19 protein-coding genes and 1 pseudogene are annotated in these 16,051 nt (G+C 52.3%); 19 read left to right on the top strand and 1 reads right to left on the bottom strand.

Annotated features, from left to right (window positions below):
• The coding region (locus IN820_RS22395; protein WP_207793444.1) for a hypothetical protein at positions 1 to 183 on the bottom strand (183 nt) is incomplete at its 3' end.
• A 4-nt stretch (positions 184 to 187) separates the two neighbouring features.
• On the opposite strand from IN820_RS22395, the gene IN820_RS00535 reads away from it, so the two are divergent.
• The 19 genes and pseudogenes from IN820_RS00535 to IN820_RS00450 all read left to right on the top strand — a co-directional run bounded on the left by IN820_RS00535 (position 188) and on the right by IN820_RS00450 (position 15,954).
• A complete protein-coding gene (locus IN820_RS00535) occupies positions 188 to 640 on the top strand; it encodes a hypothetical protein (protein WP_193679099.1) in 453 nt (150 codons plus the stop codon).
• Positions 630 to 1,931: a hypothetical protein gene (locus IN820_RS22470; RefSeq protein ID WP_235989034.1), complete on the top strand. Its 1,302-nt coding sequence runs from the start codon at positions 630 to 632 to the stop codon at positions 1,929 to 1,931. Before IN820_RS00535 ends, IN820_RS22470 begins: the two co-directional genes overlap by 11 nt.
• Positions 1,928 to 2,215: an MBL fold metallo-hydrolase RNA specificity domain-containing protein gene (locus IN820_RS22465; RefSeq protein WP_328822060.1), complete on the top strand. Its 288-nt coding sequence runs from the start codon at positions 1,928 to 1,930 to the stop codon at positions 2,213 to 2,215. Before IN820_RS22470 ends, IN820_RS22465 begins: the two co-directional genes overlap by 4 nt.
• 137 nt (positions 2,216 to 2,352) lie before the next feature.
• Positions 2,353 to 2,616, top strand: a complete 264-nt coding sequence (locus tag IN820_RS00525; protein WP_193679098.1) for a type II toxin-antitoxin system ParD family antitoxin — start codon at positions 2,353 to 2,355, stop codon at positions 2,614 to 2,616.
• Positions 2,613 to 2,924 (top strand): type II toxin-antitoxin system RelE/ParE family toxin, encoded by a 312-nt coding sequence (locus IN820_RS00520; RefSeq protein WP_193679097.1) that lies wholly within the window; start codon positions 2,613 to 2,615, stop codon positions 2,922 to 2,924. The genes IN820_RS00525 and IN820_RS00520 overlap by 4 nt, the downstream gene beginning before the upstream one ends.
• Positions 2,925 to 3,004: 80 nt before the next feature.
• Complete coding sequence (locus tag IN820_RS00515; RefSeq protein ID WP_193679096.1) at positions 3,005 to 3,403, top strand: hypothetical protein; 399 nt, start codon at positions 3,005 to 3,007, stop codon at positions 3,401 to 3,403.
• Positions 3,393 to 4,781 carry an ImmA/IrrE family metallo-endopeptidase gene (locus tag IN820_RS00510; RefSeq protein WP_193679095.1) on the top strand — a complete coding sequence of 463 codons (1,389 nt, stop codon included), beginning with the start codon at positions 3,393 to 3,395 and terminating at the stop codon, positions 4,779 to 4,781. Before IN820_RS00515 ends, IN820_RS00510 begins: the two co-directional genes overlap by 11 nt.
• A 34-nt stretch (positions 4,782 to 4,815) precedes the next feature.
• A pseudogene (locus IN820_RS00505) lies at positions 4,816 to 5,286 on the top strand (MBL fold metallo-hydrolase RNA specificity domain-containing protein); the annotation flags it as partial.
• Between the two features lie 5 nt (positions 5,287 to 5,291).
• On the top strand, positions 5,292 to 6,608 hold the full coding sequence (locus tag IN820_RS00500) for an oligosaccharide flippase family protein (RefSeq protein ID WP_328822063.1): 1,317 nt from the start codon (positions 5,292 to 5,294) through the stop codon (positions 6,606 to 6,608).
• 8 nt (positions 6,609 to 6,616) lie between these two features.
• On the top strand, positions 6,617 to 7,393 hold the full coding sequence (locus IN820_RS00495; RefSeq protein WP_193679093.1) for a hypothetical protein: 777 nt from the start codon (positions 6,617 to 6,619) through the stop codon (positions 7,391 to 7,393).
• The gene (locus IN820_RS00490) at positions 7,383 to 8,453 is read left to right on the top strand and encodes a polysaccharide pyruvyl transferase family protein (RefSeq protein WP_193679092.1); all 1,071 of its coding nucleotides are present in this window, start codon (positions 7,383 to 7,385) and stop codon (positions 8,451 to 8,453) included. The genes IN820_RS00495 and IN820_RS00490 overlap by 11 nt, the downstream gene beginning before the upstream one ends.
• A complete protein-coding gene (locus IN820_RS00485; RefSeq protein WP_193679091.1) occupies positions 8,450 to 9,640 on the top strand; it encodes a hypothetical protein in 1,191 nt (396 codons plus the stop codon). Before IN820_RS00490 ends, IN820_RS00485 begins: the two co-directional genes overlap by 4 nt.
• 1 nt (position 9,641) lies before the next feature.
• Positions 9,642 to 10,763 (top strand): GDP-mannose 4,6-dehydratase, encoded by a 1,122-nt coding sequence (gene gmd / locus IN820_RS00480; protein ID WP_328822058.1) that lies wholly within the window; start codon positions 9,642 to 9,644, stop codon positions 10,761 to 10,763.
• A 2-nt stretch (positions 10,764 to 10,765) separates the two neighbouring features.
• Positions 10,766 to 11,743: a GDP-L-fucose synthase gene (gene fcl, locus IN820_RS00475; protein WP_193679089.1), complete on the top strand. Its 978-nt coding sequence runs from the start codon at positions 10,766 to 10,768 to the stop codon at positions 11,741 to 11,743.
• Between the two features lie 25 nt (positions 11,744 to 11,768).
• Complete coding sequence (locus IN820_RS00470) at positions 11,769 to 12,260, top strand: GDP-mannose mannosyl hydrolase (RefSeq protein WP_193679088.1); 492 nt, start codon at positions 11,769 to 11,771, stop codon at positions 12,258 to 12,260.
• 1 nt (position 12,261) lies between these two features.
• The gene (locus tag IN820_RS00465; RefSeq protein ID WP_193679087.1) at positions 12,262 to 13,671 is read left to right on the top strand and encodes a mannose-1-phosphate guanylyltransferase/mannose-6-phosphate isomerase; all 1,410 of its coding nucleotides are present in this window, start codon (positions 12,262 to 12,264) and stop codon (positions 13,669 to 13,671) included.
• A 9-nt stretch (positions 13,672 to 13,680) separates the two neighbouring features.
• Complete coding sequence (locus tag IN820_RS00460; protein WP_193679086.1) at positions 13,681 to 14,433, top strand: glycosyltransferase family 2 protein; 753 nt, start codon at positions 13,681 to 13,683, stop codon at positions 14,431 to 14,433.
• Positions 14,430 to 15,371: a UDP-glucose 4-epimerase family protein gene (locus IN820_RS00455; protein ID WP_193679232.1), complete on the top strand. Its 942-nt coding sequence runs from the start codon at positions 14,430 to 14,432 to the stop codon at positions 15,369 to 15,371. Before IN820_RS00460 ends, IN820_RS00455 begins: the two co-directional genes overlap by 4 nt.
• Positions 15,372 to 15,390: 19 nt before the next feature.
• Positions 15,391 to 15,954 (top strand): sugar transferase, encoded by a 564-nt coding sequence (locus IN820_RS00450; protein ID WP_193679085.1) that lies wholly within the window; start codon positions 15,391 to 15,393, stop codon positions 15,952 to 15,954.
• Positions 15,955 to 16,051 lie beyond the last annotated feature (97 nt).

Genomic DNA, 16,051 nt, shown 5'->3' with positions numbered 1-16,051 from the left:
AAGCAACACAACAGGCCGCCTGCCGCAATCACGACCGGCGGGGCAGAGAATTTGGCCGGTCAGGACGTTTTCCATGCATGAAGCAATGACCTGCAAACGACGGCATTCCGTGGGAGGCGCGCCCTCGCGGCGATGGCGGGCACTGATGGCTACATATAGCAACTGATATTCAAGGGTATTCAAAGGAATGAAAACACGTAACGGACTTTTCAATCCCAAACGCAAGCTGCAATCCCAGTTGTCGTCAGAACAATGCGCCAGCCTGGCTCGTGCAGTCAAATATACTGGCAACCCTGAACACAAGCGCAACCCTGGAAATTTCGGCTTGACGCCACCGGCTGATGCAAGACCTCACAAAACACTTTGTGATGACGCAGGTATCTTTGACAAAAAGGTGGCCGAGTCGCTTTTATCCGAAGGGGCGAGAAACGGAGTCGTCAGCGTTCAAATGAAAGGTGACTGGCCACAGAATATCTGGGCCGTGACGGCAGAAGGGCATCCAGTCGAAGCGCAGCTCGAAAATCAGGATAAGGGCACTTACCATAGCTACCCGATGCCGGCGTCTGATCCCATGAGGCTCGAAATTCTCAAACGCTGGAACAGCTTGGCGATTGGCAGAGAGGCAGGACATGCACTTTGAGATGGATTGGCTGGAAGATTGCAATTCCGCGGCCTCGGAAGAACTGCTGACGCGTTGCCGTATGAGCCTCACGCTCAACAATCAGCACTTGTTCCGCTATGAGGACCTCCTGGGAGAGCATCAAGTAAAGGATGCCATCGTCGTTTCCGCTTATCCGTTGGCGCTGTGGTTCACCGCAAACTGGTGGCGTCTCAGGTGGGAGCCTGGCCCTTTATCGAATGCAACGGGCAATGTGCATGACTGGAGCATGAGCCATATGCTGGCGGCGGCTGGCAGTGGCTATGCCTGGCCCAATCTTGTTTTCGTATCGGATGGCGACAATATACAGCTCGACCTGAAGCCGGATTGCGAAAGTACAGGGCCGCTCCGCTATATCGAAAGGCTGGACACCTGGGTTATGGCAGAAGCATATGAAACCTGTGTCGACCAGTTCGTAAAGCAGACCCTGCAAAAACTTGATGGCACCTTCGAAGGCACGCAACTGCAAGAACTGTGGCGCATCCTGTCTGCGGAGCGTGCCAACCCTGCAACGGCATTGCATCGCCAACTGGAAGCGAGGCTTGGTTATGATCCGGAAGAAGCGCCGCAAGCATTGCTGAACAAGTTGACGACCTTGATGACAGATCATGGCGAACAGGCCATTCAGGAACTGGCAAGTCTCGGACATGATCAGGTCGAGGGAAATATCGCGGACATCGAACAGCGCCTGGCCAATCCAGATGAAGCCATCAGGTTGCCCTTCAAAAATCTCGGTAAAGTCGAGCAACTGATCACTGGCGGCCGCCCCTGGGCACGGGGACAGGAGGCCGCCAGAAATTTGAGAAAACATCTTGCGCTTGATGCCGGGCCGCTGAGCAACCGCCGCTTTGCGGAATTGCTGGAGGCCCCGGTGCGGCTTCTCGAAGACAATGACATGAAGCAATCCCTGTCCATTGGCATCGGGGAAGTTGCGACCAATGACAGGGCCAGGGTATCTCTGGGGAAAAAACGCAAGGATGCCCGCAGATTCATGGCCGCAAGGCTGGTTGCCGAAGGGCTCAACGGTGGCGAGGCAGGGCTCTGGCTACCCTGCACCAACGCGGCAACCGCAAGGCAAAAATACCAGCGTGCTTTTGCGCAGGAATTCCTGTGCCCCTACCAGGACCTGATCGACTGGATGGAGACGACATCCCCCGAGGAAGAAATTCTGCAAGCTGCGGCAGAACACTTCGAAGTCTCTCCTCTGCTGATCAACACCGTCATGGTCAACCACGGGCATATTCCCCGTACAGGCCTGGAAGCATTTCAGTGACTCAAGGTTGCATAGAACTGGACGGCGAGCGCTTCGATATCCGCGCGAAGCTAACCAGCATCGGCGGCTACTCGGCGCATGCGGATCAGCAGGGGCTGGGCGAGTTCGTGACGGGGATGGAGAACTGGCCGACGGATATACGGATCGTGCATGGCGAACGAGAAGCCAAGCGAATCCTGGCTGCCCAGCTCCGCGAACAATACAAGCAACACAACAGGCCGCCTGCCGCAATCACGACCGGCGGGGCAGAGGATTTGGCCGGTCAGGACGTTTTCCATGCATGAAGCAATGACCTGCAAGCGACGGCATTCCGTGGGAGGCGCGCCCTCGCGGCGATGGCGGGCAGGCCTCATTACAAAGATTGTCAAAGCTTGGATGCTTGTCTAGGCTCACCCCACATCGAATTCTGCAGGAAAGTCCCATGCACATTTCACTGACTCCGGAGCTGGAATCGCGTGTCAAGGCCAAGGTCGAAAGCGGTCTGTACAACAACGCCAGCGAAGTCATTCGTGAAGCCTTGCGTTTTCTGGAGACGCATGAGGCATGGATTGGCGAACTCAAACTGGCCCGCTTGCGCGAGCAGATCAACCAGGGCGTGGTGCAGCTCGATGAGGGGCAGGGCGCGGTAATTGAATCCAAAGAGAGCCTGGATCGCCTGTTCGCAGCCATCAAGGCAGATACATGACTGAGCTGATGCTGGTGATTGCGCCGGTTGCGCAAGAGGATCTGCGTAACATTTATCTGTATGGCATGCGTACCTGGGGCGAGCAGCAGGCCGGTGATTACCTTGACCTTGTCCGGGATTGCTTCTGGCACCTCACCATACATCCCGATATCGGCGTTTCACGCCCCGAGCTTGGCCAGCATTTGCGCAGTTTCGTGGTTAAACAGCACGTTGTTTTTTATCGACTCAAGCTGGACCAGCTCCAGATCGTGCGTGTCCTGCATGGCCGGCAAGAACCCGAACTGCATTTTAGTTACCTGGCACCTTGAAAAGCACAAGCAACACGACAGGCCGCCTGCGGCAATCACAACCGGTGGGGCAGGGGATGCGACCGCACAGGATGTTCTCCATGCATGAGGCAACCACGTGCCAGCGCCGGCTCTACGATCCGGGTGAGCATCGCTTCAAGCATTGCTGGAGCGAACCCAGGGCTGCATTCGTACGCGAGGGCAGCGCTGAGATCGGCAAATGCCCATCGACCCTGAGCAAGCGACTGGCCGAGCAGTTGCTCAATGACGGTATCGCCTACCCCATTGGGCAGGAACATCCCGAACGCATCTACAACCTGCATGATGGGGTCGTATATGAGGCGGTATACTCCGGCGACAGCTGGCATGGCTACCCATGGCGCTACCGCCCGGGGCGCAGATCCCTGCCGCGTCAGATCAAGCAGGAACTGGAAAACCGTGCCAAGCAGCAAGGCTGCTTGCCCGGCTATCGGCATTGGATGAAAGAACATGGCCGCTGAACTGAAGCTCATCGTCGATTCCGCGCCTTCGCAAGGCAGCCTGGAGCATGGCTGGGTGAGAGCCTCTCTGTACCTCGATGGTCAGCCTTACTGGTACGGCGATGACGAGCAAGGCAGCCTCGACGGGACCTGGATCGACTTGCTCCATTACCTGGGCCAGAACTGGTCGGCGTTGATGCTGGAGCAGGGCTTGCCACTGCCGCTGGACGACGTGCCTCATCCCGGCAAGCTACTGGAAAAGGCCGAGGCGCGCTGGGAAGACATGCCCGAGCCGCAGATTCACGCCGAGGAAAACCAGCTTTATCGCTACCTCGATCGCCATAATCTTTCCGTGGCCATGAACGGTGCCAACCTGCCGATGCTGCTTTGGCTGCGCAGCGGCAACACGCTCTGGCTGGTGGATGAGGATGAACAGGCGAGGCGCCTGGACTTCCAGCGGCTGGGCCGGCAACTGGAAGAAATCGGTGATGCTCTCGCTAACCTCTTCGCCAAGAGCACCCAGCCTCATGTGCGAGCGGCTGTCACCCATTGGCAGGGGCGCCAGCAACAATTGAGCAGGGATTACCTGAATTACAGCACAGGGATGAGCCCCCAGCGTCTGGATGAACTCTCCCGACTCGTTGCTCTCGAGCCTGCGGCCAACGATCTGGCTTTCGCTCAAGAGCCGGTCTACCTCGCGGCTGCGAGAATGGCTCGCCATGACCTGAGCACCGTTCAGATCGCCGAGATCATGCAGCGTCTGCAGCAAGCCCCTGCGCTCGGCAAGCAGCCTTTCGCCCGCCTCGCCGCTGAGGCCAACGCCAAGATCGAACAACTGACTGGCAGCCCACCGTTCGAGCAGGGCTATCAATTGGCGCGCTGGCTACGCGAGCAATTGCACATGGTGCCAAGCGCGCCGTTCGAACCCGAAACAGTGCTCGAACAGGAGGGCGTGTCGATCGAGGAGTTGAAGCTGGAGAGCGGTGCTGTCGACGCGATCGCCTGCTGGGGCAGCATTGATCCACTGATTCTGCTCAACCGTAATGAACAGGCCAGGGCGGCCAGCAAGCATGGTCGTCGTAGCGCCCTGGCCCACGAACTTTGCCACCTGCTGGTCGACCGAACCCGCGCGCTGCCGGTTGCCGAAGTACTCGGCGGCGAAGTGGACAGCGAAAGTGAAAAACGTGCCAATGCCTTTGCCGCCGAAGCCCTGTTGCCCCAGGCACATGCCATCGAGGTGCTGCGAAACGCACCCAGCCTGCGCGAGGCCGTGGAAACCCTGGCACGCACGCACCAGGTCAGCCGGCAGTTGGTCGCATACCAACTGCACAACGCCCCTGGCGTGGAGCTGAGTGAGGATGAACAGGTTGCCCTGCGTAATTACGGCGTGAGGGCATAGGCGTGCAGCGCATTGGAACAACGTATTCGTGAACACCGTCGACAGCCACGCCGCCCCTATCGCCGTGGTCAACCACCTCACCCAGAGCGCACGCCCCGCCATCGTCATCGCCGGCAATGGCATGTGTTCGGGCGGGCGCATCGTCAACTATCTGAAGGCCATGCTGCACGACCCCAGGCACGACGTGCTGTTCGTCGGCTACCAGGCCCAGGGCAGGCCCGGCTATGCCATCCAGCAATACGGCCCCAGGGGCGGCTATGTCGATCTGGACGGCGAGCGCTTCGATATCCGCGCGAAGGTAACCAGCATCGGCGGCTACTCAGCGCATGCGGATCAGCAGGGGTTGGTCGAGTTCGTGACGGGGCTGCGGCAGTGGCCTGGTGAGATTAGGCTGGTCCATGGAGAACAGAGCAAGACTATTTTGGGCAAAGCTCTGGGAAAAGCAGGTTCATCGCAGCGCATGGCCAAGAATGATTCCATGCAAGCGGCCCGGGGGTTAGCTTGAATTTCGTGTTTATAAAATTTCTTTCCAACTTGATCAGCGTTTCTACAGCTGTATTTTTTTTAGCTCGATTAATAGTCGCACTGGGAACTATTACTTTTAATTTGGTTCTTGGGAGAAGCCTAGGTTCCGAAGCTGTAGGGATTTTTATGATGGCCTTCTCTTTGGTGGTAGGATTCGGTGTGCTTTCAAGAGTTGGGCTAGAGAATGCTTTGCTTCGGTTTGCAAGTATTGCTTATTCGGATAGTAATCGATTTGAATGGGGTTATATTAAATCGTGGACATTCTTGGTTGCTGGATTCGCCAGTCTGGTATTGGCTGGGATCTTATGGATAGGGCGGGGCTACTTGGCTTTGGATGTTTTTGAAGAGAGTAAGCTGGCGCGTCTATTAGAACCGATGGCAATTTTGTTGCCCTTATATACCTTGTTGTGTTTGCAGGTTGTTTTGTTTAAAGCGTTTCGGCAACCAGTAATGGCTTGTTTTTTTGAGGTGGGGACTATTTTTTTTGCGGTTTCAGTAATTTTTATGGTGAGCAATTCGCTTGGATTAACTGTTGGTGTGGTTGATGTTGCATGGATTTTGTGTTGCGTACTGCTGGTTGCAGGAGGGTTGGCATTTGGTCTACTGCGTATTGTTGCGCAGAGAAGATTTGGCGCTGTTGCTTGGTTTCCTATAAGAATAAAAATAGAAGATTCCTTTTTAGCTTCTCTTCCGGACTATACATTAATTAGTCTCGCGTCATATTTGGTTCAGTGGGTTGGGATATTGATAATAGGGGGGTTTGTCTCGGCTGGCGAGCTCGGGGTTTTTTCAGTTGCTCATCGTCTGGCACTATCGCTGACGTTCTTTTTGATTCTATGTAATAGTGTGCTGGGGCCCCGACTTGCTTCGTTATATTCCCAAGGAAGGATGGCTGAACTGGATCGTTTGGTTCGCAATTCTACCTTGTGCATGCTAGTCGTTGCCATTCCTGTCGCGCTACTCTTGATTTGTTTTCCTAGTTATTTCTTGGGTCTTTTTGGAGTTGATTTCCAGCGAGGCGCGAATTTGCTAGTTATACTAGTCTTGGGTCAATTAATAAACATAGCTACCGGTCCGGTTGGTTTGCTTTTGAATATGTGCGGGCTTCAGCGACAAGTCAGGAATATACTAATATTTTCAGCATTTTTCACGTCGCTTATCACTCTTCTTTTGGTACCGCGCTGGGGGGTAACGGGGGCGGCGCTAGCGACCACTATTGCGGTTGTTCTTCAGAATTTATTGGTTTTTTGGAGGGCTCGGTTATTTATGATGAGTCAGATTTTAAAGCGGAAAGTTGGGTAAGCCATTCTATGCTACAGCTGTGTGCTTTGGATTTATATAAATTTTGCTATGCAAGGTATGTCAATAGTATTGCTCTTGGTTTTAAAGAAAGTACTGGTCTGGAGGTGTTTCAGGACAAGCCTGATTTTTCAGGGGTAATTGTCCATATTGTAATGCCGGGTGCGTCTTCATTGCGCTACTTGGATAGGATAAACAAGGGAGAAGTGGTGCTGGGATTCAATTTGTCTGCACTGTTGCCTATCCGTTTAGATGCAATTTTTATTGAGAATTGCAACGGTGATGAGTATTCTCAATTACAGTTTGAGGCATGTGCTTTGCACGCTAAAAAGAACAATACTCAAACTTTAATGAAGAATATTTGGACAAAAGGACGATATAGCGTTGATTTTATGAGGAAGTATACTTCCTTTGGGGGATTGTTAATTGATGTTCCTTTGCGACCTCAACAGTTTTCTACGCAAAAAACATTGGATTTGTGGGTGACGCATCGAAAATATTCATTTTCTTCTTTCTTGAGTTCGTTGGTTTTTGCGCTTAATTATGTTTATAGTTGTAATGGTCGGCTTGTGGTGCTACATGGAGTAGATTTCGGTGGGAAATATTTTTGGGAGGAAACTGATAATCTCATACTAAAGGATAGTCGAATTGAGAATTTTAAAAGCAAGAGCGTGCATGATACTCAGGCTGGAAAAATTCCTTTCTCTAGCAGAGCAGAGCATATCTTTTCTGCGCTAGGTAGGGCTGGTTTAGAGGTAAAAATGAGTAATTCTTTTTATGGATATTGAGGCTGGCGGCTTTCGTGTTTTGTTTGTGAATGATACTAGGGCGGAAGCTCATGTGGGATGTGAGCTCGTCGTTAGGAACTTGACTGCGCTTATCTTAGAACTAGGGGGGGTGGTTTCTGGATATATATCTATTCGTAATATAAGTTCGGCGGTTCCCTTTTTGAAGGAACATAGTGATGAGCTTGATTTGGTGCTCATAAATGGCGAAGGATCAATGCATCGAGATAAAGAAATTGCATATGAATTGGTAAGGGTGGCGGGGGTTTCTTGTCAGTTAGATATTCCATGTGTGTTGGTTAATGCTACGGTCCGCTGTAATTCTTACGACTTATACGGATCATTCAATTTTTTTCGATTTATTGCTGTTAGGGAAGAAGCTAGCTTTGATGAGCTTGCTGGTTTTAATATTTCTTCAGAGGTTATACCTGACGCTTTGTTTTTTTCAGAATTTAGTAGTATAGAGCATGCTTCGCATCATGAAAATAAGGTTCGACTGGCTGTTACAGATAGCGTTGTCCCATCCACTGCGTTGCAATTAGAGGAATTAAGAGTTTCGTTGTGCGGAGAGGCTGAAACTCTATTTTTTGCATCTTCTCGTGTCTCTTGGATTAAGGAATTTTTCCGCAGGTACCCCAAACGATGGGCATTGAAGAATCCGCTGCATGGCATTAGGTTTTTTTTATTGCTTTTCGTGTGGTTGCCATCTGTGAAGCGGAATGTAGATGCGTTTGTCGAAGGTCTCAAATGTTATGATTTTGTAATCACTGGTCGCTTTCATCTGGTTTGCTTGCTCATGATGTTGGAAATTCCTTTTTATGCAGTTGAGTCCAATACCGATAAGATATCCTCGTTACTAAAGGGGGTGGGTTTGAACCGTAGGTGCTTTAGGGATGTGGCGTCTATGCGCAGTGCGATTCATCGTCATGGCTTGCTCCCATTTTCTAATGAGGAACGCATGTTGATAAATAAATACAAAGATTTAATTTCAATAAAAAGGGGGGGGCTAAAGGAAGTTTTAGCTGGGCTTGTTCCAAGGTGTAAGCAGGGGCGGCGGTTGTGAGTGGCCAGTTGAGATGGATGTCGCTGTTTTTTTTGATGTTTCCATGGATATCCTTCGGTATTTTTGATCTCGATACACAGCCGTACTATATTGTTATTTCAGTTATTGTCGTGTTGTTTTCTTTGAGATCGAGGCTGCCGTCGTTTATATTTCTTTTATATATTAATTCACTGCTGGTTGGATTGTTGGCCTGTATTACCGCCTTTCGAGTCGGTTTCGGATTTTCTGAGATGCGGGCGATCGCTTCATATTTTGGCTTGGCCGTCTCGGTGCATGTTTTTTATTTGCTTTTCAGGGACTGCCCTTATTTTACGCTTCGCTTCATCCTTTTGGCTAATATCGTATGGGTGTTCGCAGGAGTGGCGCAGGTGGTCTGGGGGAAAGCTATTTTTTCTTTTTTGGTTTCTGTTCGTACCACTGATGATCGTGGTGTTACGTCTCTTGCGCCGGAGCCAAGCTATTTTGCGGTTATGTTAGTTTTTATTTCATGGGTATATTTTCTGGTTTCAGATTATAGGCCTGCTAATTATTTGTGGTTGATGATATTGGTTAATGCACTGTGCGTGGTTTTTTTTGCAAAGTCAGCTTTTGGGCTTCTTCTTTTGTTGATTCTTTTTTTTGGCTGGTTTATATATAATTTTCGATACCCATCTCGGTTGTTTTTTTTGTGGTGTGGTGTGGTGGGTTTGGGAGCAATGGCGGCCGGCTTGTTGTACTTTGATTTTTTTCCGTCCTCGCGGTTGGTTGCGTTAATTCAAAGGGCGTTAGCAGATCCCTTACTTTTAATCTTCAAAGATGCGAGTCTTAACGCTCGTGCTAGTCATGTTGTTATTCCTTTATATGGCGCTTGGCAAGATTTCTTTATTCCTCATGGGTTTAGTTACTATCAGCTTCATTCTGAGGGGTTAGTGAAATACTTTAATGGGTTTTTCTGGTATGGCTATGCTGGGTCTAGGATAATGTCTTCAGTCGCGGCCCCAATTTATGAGTTGGGCTGGCTGGCGTTTTTCTTCTTTTTCTCTTTATTTGTGTCATTTATGGCTACTGGTAGAGGGTGGGTTATAAATTTAAGTATCATGTTTTTCTTCTTGGTGGGGGCTGTGCCAATTAGCTTTCCCTTGGTTGGGGCGGTGATTGCTATAGTTAATGTGGCCAAGCCCGATAAATGTCTTTTGGAGTGCAAATAGTGTGAAAAAGGTCGCGCTGATTACCGGAGTTACCGGCCAAGATGGCTCGTATCTTGCTGAGTTGTTACTTAAGAAGGACTATGAGGTCCATGGCGTTAAGCGACGAGCTTCATCGTTCAATACCCAACGGGTCGATCACATCTATCAAGACCCACACGTCAGGAATCAGAACTTTGTCTTGCACTACGGTGATCTGAGTGACTCGTCCAACCTGACTCGGATAATCCAAGAAGTGCAGCCCGACGAAGTCTACAACCTCGGCGCGCAGTCTCACGTGGCAGTCAGTTTCGAGTCGCCAGAGTACACCGCCGACATTGATGCCATGGGCACGCTACGCATCCTCGAGGCCATTCGCTTGCTTGGGCTGGAGAAAAAGACTCGCTTCTATCAAGCTTCGACCTCCGAACTCTACGGCCTGGTGCAAGAAGTTCCTCAGAAGGAAACTACGCCGTTTTATCCTCGTTCGCCCTATGCGGTAGCGAAGCTCTACGCGTATTGGATCACCGTGAATTATCGAGAAGCCTACGGCATGTATGCCTGCAACGGCATTCTTTTCAATCATGAGTCACCGCGCCGAGGCGAGACCTTCGTAACTCGCAAGATTACTCGTGGCTTGGCCAATATTGCTCAGGGTTTGGAGTCTTGCCTTTACATGGGTAATCTTGATGCACTAAGGGACTGGGGGCATGCCAAGGACTACGTGCGTATGCAGTGGATGATGCTTCAACAACAAAGGCCTGAAGATTTCGTTATCGCTACGGGGGTTCAGTATTCCGTGCGGCAATTCATTGAATGGTCCGCAAAGGAATTAGGTATTACGCTGCGTTTCAAGGGGCGGGGCGTGGATGAAACTGCTGTAATCGAATCCATCGAAGGTGACAAGGCGCCAGCGCTCAAAATTGGCGATGTGATCGTCCGTGTCGATCCACGCTATTTCCGTCCTGCCGAAGTGGAGACACTGCTGGGGGATCCAAGCAAGGCCAAGCAGAAGCTCGGTTGGGTGCCGGAAATTACGGTTCAGGAGATGTGCGCCGAGATGATTCGTGAGGATCTCAAAGCTGCACAACGCCATGCCTTGCTCAAGCAGCATGGTCATGACGTACCGGTATCGATGGAGAACTGATTGTGGCCCGTGATCTGAACCAGACCATATTCGTGGCCGGCTATCGCGGCATGGTGGGCTCGGCGATTGTCCGCCGCCTTCGGGCATTGGGGTACGGCAATATCCTCACTGCTGGGCGGGACGAGCTGAATCTGCTCGATCAGCAAGCTGTGCACGCCTGGTTCCGGTCCCATGCGATCGATCAGGTTTATCTGGCCGCAGCCAAGGTAGGCGGCATACATGCCAACAACACTTATTCGGCTGATTTCATCTACGAGAATCTGATGATCGAGGCCAACATCATCCATGCGGCGCACACCTATGGTGTGCAGAGACTGTTGTTCCTCGGCTCCTCATGCATTTACCCCAAGCACGCCGAGCAACCGATGAAGGAGGAGGCGTTATTGACCGGCGCCCTCGAGCCTACCAACGAGCCTTATGCCATTGCCAAGATTGCCGGCATCAAGCTCTGCGAGAGCTATAACCGTCAACATGGGCGCGACTACCGCAGCGTCATGCCGACTAACCTTTATGGCCCGCATGACAACTTCCATCCCGATAACAGTCACGTGATCCCTGCACTGCTGCGGCGCTTCCATGAGGCAGTTCAACGCGGTGACGAAGAGGTCGTGATCTGGGGAAGTGGCAACGCGATGCGTGAATTCCTCTACGTTGACGATATGGCGTCTGCCAGCGTCCACGTCATGGAGCTTGACCAAGACATTTACCAAGCCAACACCCAACCAATGCTCTCGCACATCAACGTCGGCACCGGCTTGGATTGCACTATTCGTGAGCTGGCGGAAACCATCGCGGATGTCACGGGCTTCAGCGGGCGGCTGACATTCGATGCTAGCAAGCCGGACGGTGCTCCTCGCAAACTGATGGATGTCTCTCGTCTCAAGAGCCTCGGTTGGGAGGCGAGTATTACGCTGGAAGAGGGGCTGCGTGACGCCTATCTGTGGTACGTCGCGAATGCCGAGCAGGTACGGGCGCACTGATGGTCATGCATTTCGGAATGCGTGCATGTGGTTAAGCGACGATACTTTTCGCGGCGTAGTGGCCTCTACTCCGTTAGTCTCCATTGATCTTGTTGTGCAGAACGAGCTTGGCGAACTGCTTCTCGGCCGTCGCCTGAATCGTCCGGCTCAGGGCTACTGGTTCGTGCCAGGTGGTCGTATCCAGAAAAACGAGACTCTCGATGGAGCTTTCCGACGTCTCACATCTGGCGAGCTGGGAAGTGCTTTCGACCGTGCGTCTGCACGACTGCTAGGCGTATATGAGCATTTCTATACGGATAGTGTGTTTGGTACAGCCGAGGACGGCATTGATACCCACTATGTAGTGCTTGCCTATCACTTGCTGTTGCCCATTGGGCACGCCCTCATGCTGTCTAGTGAGCAGCACAGTGCATGTCGTTGGTGGTCGCTCAACGAAGTCGAGGCCAGCTCCGAGGTGCATGCAAATTCACGTGCTTATCTGCCCGAGCTGCGTATGCCTATGTGCAAAGGAAAATGAAATGCTTCTACCGATAATCATGGCCGGCGGTTCGGGCTCGCGCCTGTGGCCGTTATCGCGGCAACTGAATCCAAAGCAGTTTCTGGCGTTGACCGATGCGCAACTGTCCATGTTGCAGTCGACCATCCGCCGTTTGGATGGTCTGGAAGTTGGTTTGCCTCGGCTGATTTGCAACGAACAGCACCGGTTCATCGCTGCCGAACAGCTTCGTCAGTTGGGCATGGAGCAAACCAGCATCCTGCTTGAGCCGGTGGGACGAAACACAGCGCCAGCCATCGCCTTGGCGGCGTTGCAGGCAATGCTGGATGACGACGATCCGGTTCTGCTTGTATTGGCTGCCGATCATCTGATTCAGGACGTGGATGCCTTCCACTCCAGCATCCGGGCTGCGATGCCGTTTGCTATCGATGGCAAGTTGGTAACCTTCGGCATCGTTCCTACCCACGCAGAAACTGGGTACGGCTATATAGAGAAGGGCAGGGGGCTGGGCGAGGGCGGCTTTGCAGTGAGCCGCTTCGTGGAAAAGCCAAGTTTGAGTATCGCAGAGGAATACCTGGCAAGCGGCGATTACTTTTGGAACAGCGGTATGTTCTTGTTCCGAGCGAGCCGGTATCTGGACGAGTTGGAGTGTCACCACCCGGCAATACTTGCAGCCTGTCGTCAAGCACTTGCGTCCGGCACTCAGGATATGCATTTCACTCGGGTAGACGCCGCCGCATTTTTGGCCTGTCCAGAGGACTCCGTCGACTATGCCGTGATGGAGAAAACCGACGACGCGGTTATGGTGCCACTAGATGCTGGTTGGAGCGATATAGGGTCTTGGGCGGCGCTCTGGGAGACCAGTAAGAAGGATGCCGAAGGGAATGTGTTTAAGGGGGATGTCCTCGGGCAGGCCACTCGCAACTCCTTTGTTCATGCCGACAGTCGCCTAGTGGCAACGGTTGGCGTTGAAGATTTGGTAATCGTAGAGACCAAGGACGCCGTGCTGGTCGCCCATAAAAGCCAGGTGCAAGACGTGAAGAAGATTGTCGAGCGCATAAAGGCTGATAATCGCCATGAGCACCTCAATCACAGGGAGGTCTATCGCCCATGGGGGATGTATGACGCCATCGACAGCGGACACCGTTATCAAGTCAAGCGCATCACCGTCCAACCAGGCGCCAAGCTGTCTGTGCAGATGCATCATCACCGGGCTGAGCACTGGGTCGTGGTCAGCGGCACTGCCAAGGTGACTAACGGCGACAAAACTTACTTGGTCACCGAAAACCAATCGACTTACATACCGGTGGGCCAAGTACACGCTCTGGAAAACCCCGGTGTAATTCCGCTGGAACTAATCGAAGTTCAGTCGGGTTCCTATCTGGGAGAAGACGATATCGTGCGGCTTGAAGACCAGTATGGGCGCGCCTAAGGGGAATGCTTGAAGATTTCAGTAATCACGGTGGCCTACAACAGTTCCGCTACCATAAAAGCAACGCTCGACTCAGTACAGGCACAAGGTTATCCGGCGTTGGACTATATCGTGATTGATGGGGGCTCAACTGATACGACACTCGATATCGTACGTGAGCGTCCTGAACTGGTTAGCCAGCTCATTTCCGAGCCTGATCGCGGAATTTACGATGCGATGAACAAAGGTGTGCAGCGCGCTACCGGCGAAATCATCGGCATCCTCAACTCGGACGACTTCTATCTGCATTCTCACGTATTGCAGGAAGTCGCCGATGCCTTCGCAGCTGATCCAGCTTTGGAGGTACTGATGGGGGATGTGGATTTCGTGTCGGACGAGGATCTGAACAAACCGGTCAGAACTTATCGTGCGACGGGCTTTCGGCCCTGGATGTTTCGTTTGGGGTTTATGCCGCCACACCCTGCAATTTTCATACGGAAAACTGCGTATGAGCGTGTTGGGTTATACAAGCTAGGCTACAAGATCGCTGCGGATTTTGATTTTCTCGTAAGGTTGCTGCTGCTCGATCGAGCAAAATACCGTATCGCAGGTACTCAGTGGGTTAGAATGCGCACCGGCGGAGCGAGTACAGCGGGCTGGAAAAGCAACTTGACTTCTACTCGCGAGATGCTGCGTTCGCTGCGTGAAAACGGCGTTTTTTCATGCTTGCCGATGCTGTTGCTTCGATTGCCAGTCAAATACATCAAGCAGGTATTTCTATGAAAGTCCTGTTGACCGGTGCGAGCGGTTTCTTGGGGAGCGCCGTTATCGCTCGTCTATCCCAGCAGGATCAGATCATCCTTTCGTGCGCGGTGCGCTCACCTCTAGCTCAGGTGCGCTTTGCAGCTTTTTCAGTAGGCGATCTTTGCGCTACTAATGATTGGTCGCAAGCTCTGCTTGGTCAGCAGGTAGTCATTCATGCTGCAGCTCGTGCCCATATCATGAAGGACGAGCTTGCCGATCCTCTTGCCGAATACCGACTCGTCAATGTGGAGGGCACGCTTAATCTGGCTCGTCAGGCTGCTACTGCCGGAATCAAGCGTTTTATCTATATCAGTTCTATCAAGGTCAATGGTGAGTCGACGCCTTTGGGCAAACCATTCGTATCCAGCGACGCGCCTGCACCTGAAGATCCCTACGGGCTCTCCAAGCTGGAAGCTGAGCAAGGCTTGATGCAACTGGCTGCCCATACTGGAATGGAGGTGGTGATAATTCGCCCTCCGCTCGTTTATGGGCCGGGGGTCAAGGGTAACTTCGCCAGCATGATCAAGTTAGTCGAGAAGGGGATTCCTCTTCCGCTCGGCGCTATTCATAACAAGCGTTCCCTGGTCAGTATCGACAATTTGGTCGATCTGATCATCCGTTGTATCGATCATCCTGCTGCAGCTAATCAGGTGTTCCTCGCTGGCGATGGCGAGGATCTGTCTACTTCTGAACTGCTGCGTGGCGTGGGTAGAGCGATGGGCAAGCCTGCCCGGTTGATTCCTGTCCCGGCTGGCATGCTTCAGTTTGGGGCTGCCTTGCTAGGCAAAGCGGCGATGGCCCAACGGTTGCTTGGTTCGCTGCAGGTGGATATCAGTAAGACGTGTGAACTTCTGGACTGGAAGCCACCGTACACGGTGGAAGAAGGGCTCAAGCGCTGCTTCGAGCGGTCCCATTAATCTGTTACCGGATAAACCTGTGATTCGAGTATTCGATTTTGTTTTCTCGCTGTTGGGCCTGGTGGCTGGTTTTCCAGTGCTATTGGTGCTGACGATTGTTGGGTTGTTCGATACGGGGTCGCCCATCTTTCGTCAGGTACGCGTCGGGCGTCACCAGAAGCCCTTTACTTTGGTGAAATTTCGCACCATGAAGGTGGATACCGCCTCAGTTGCCACTCATCTGGCGAGCAGCGCATCCATTACCCGTTTCGGCCATTTTCTGCGCAAGACCAAGCTGGATGAATTGCCCCAGCTGTGGAATGTGCTCAAGGGAGAGATGAGTCTGGTCGGGCCGCGCCCCGGGCTGTTCAACCAGCAAGAGCTGACCGAGGAGCGTGCCAAGCGCGGCGTCTTTGACGTTCGTCCTGGGATTACTGGCTTGGCTCAGGTTAATGAGATCGATATGTCCACCCCGGCATTGCTGGCCGAGACGGACCAGAAAATGATCCAAAGTCTTACGCTGGTCGATTACTTCAAATACATCCTGATGACTGTGGCAGGCAAGGGTGCCGGTGATCGTGTTGTCAAAAAGACGCAGGGCTAGAATCCAGGCGGCATTCTGGCTGAATGGTCGTTATTCGCTGCGTTTCCAGCATGGGAATCTCTATAAGCTATGGAGTGGCCCGGAAACCGGGTGGTAA

The organism is Pseudomonas lopnurensis, from assembly GCF_015070855.1.
Lineage (GTDB): Bacteria > Pseudomonadota > Gammaproteobacteria > Pseudomonadales > Pseudomonadaceae > Stutzerimonas > Stutzerimonas lopnurensis.
The sequence above is the reverse complement of the archived record's forward strand: the minus strand, read 5'-3'. Positions and strand labels throughout refer to the sequence as shown.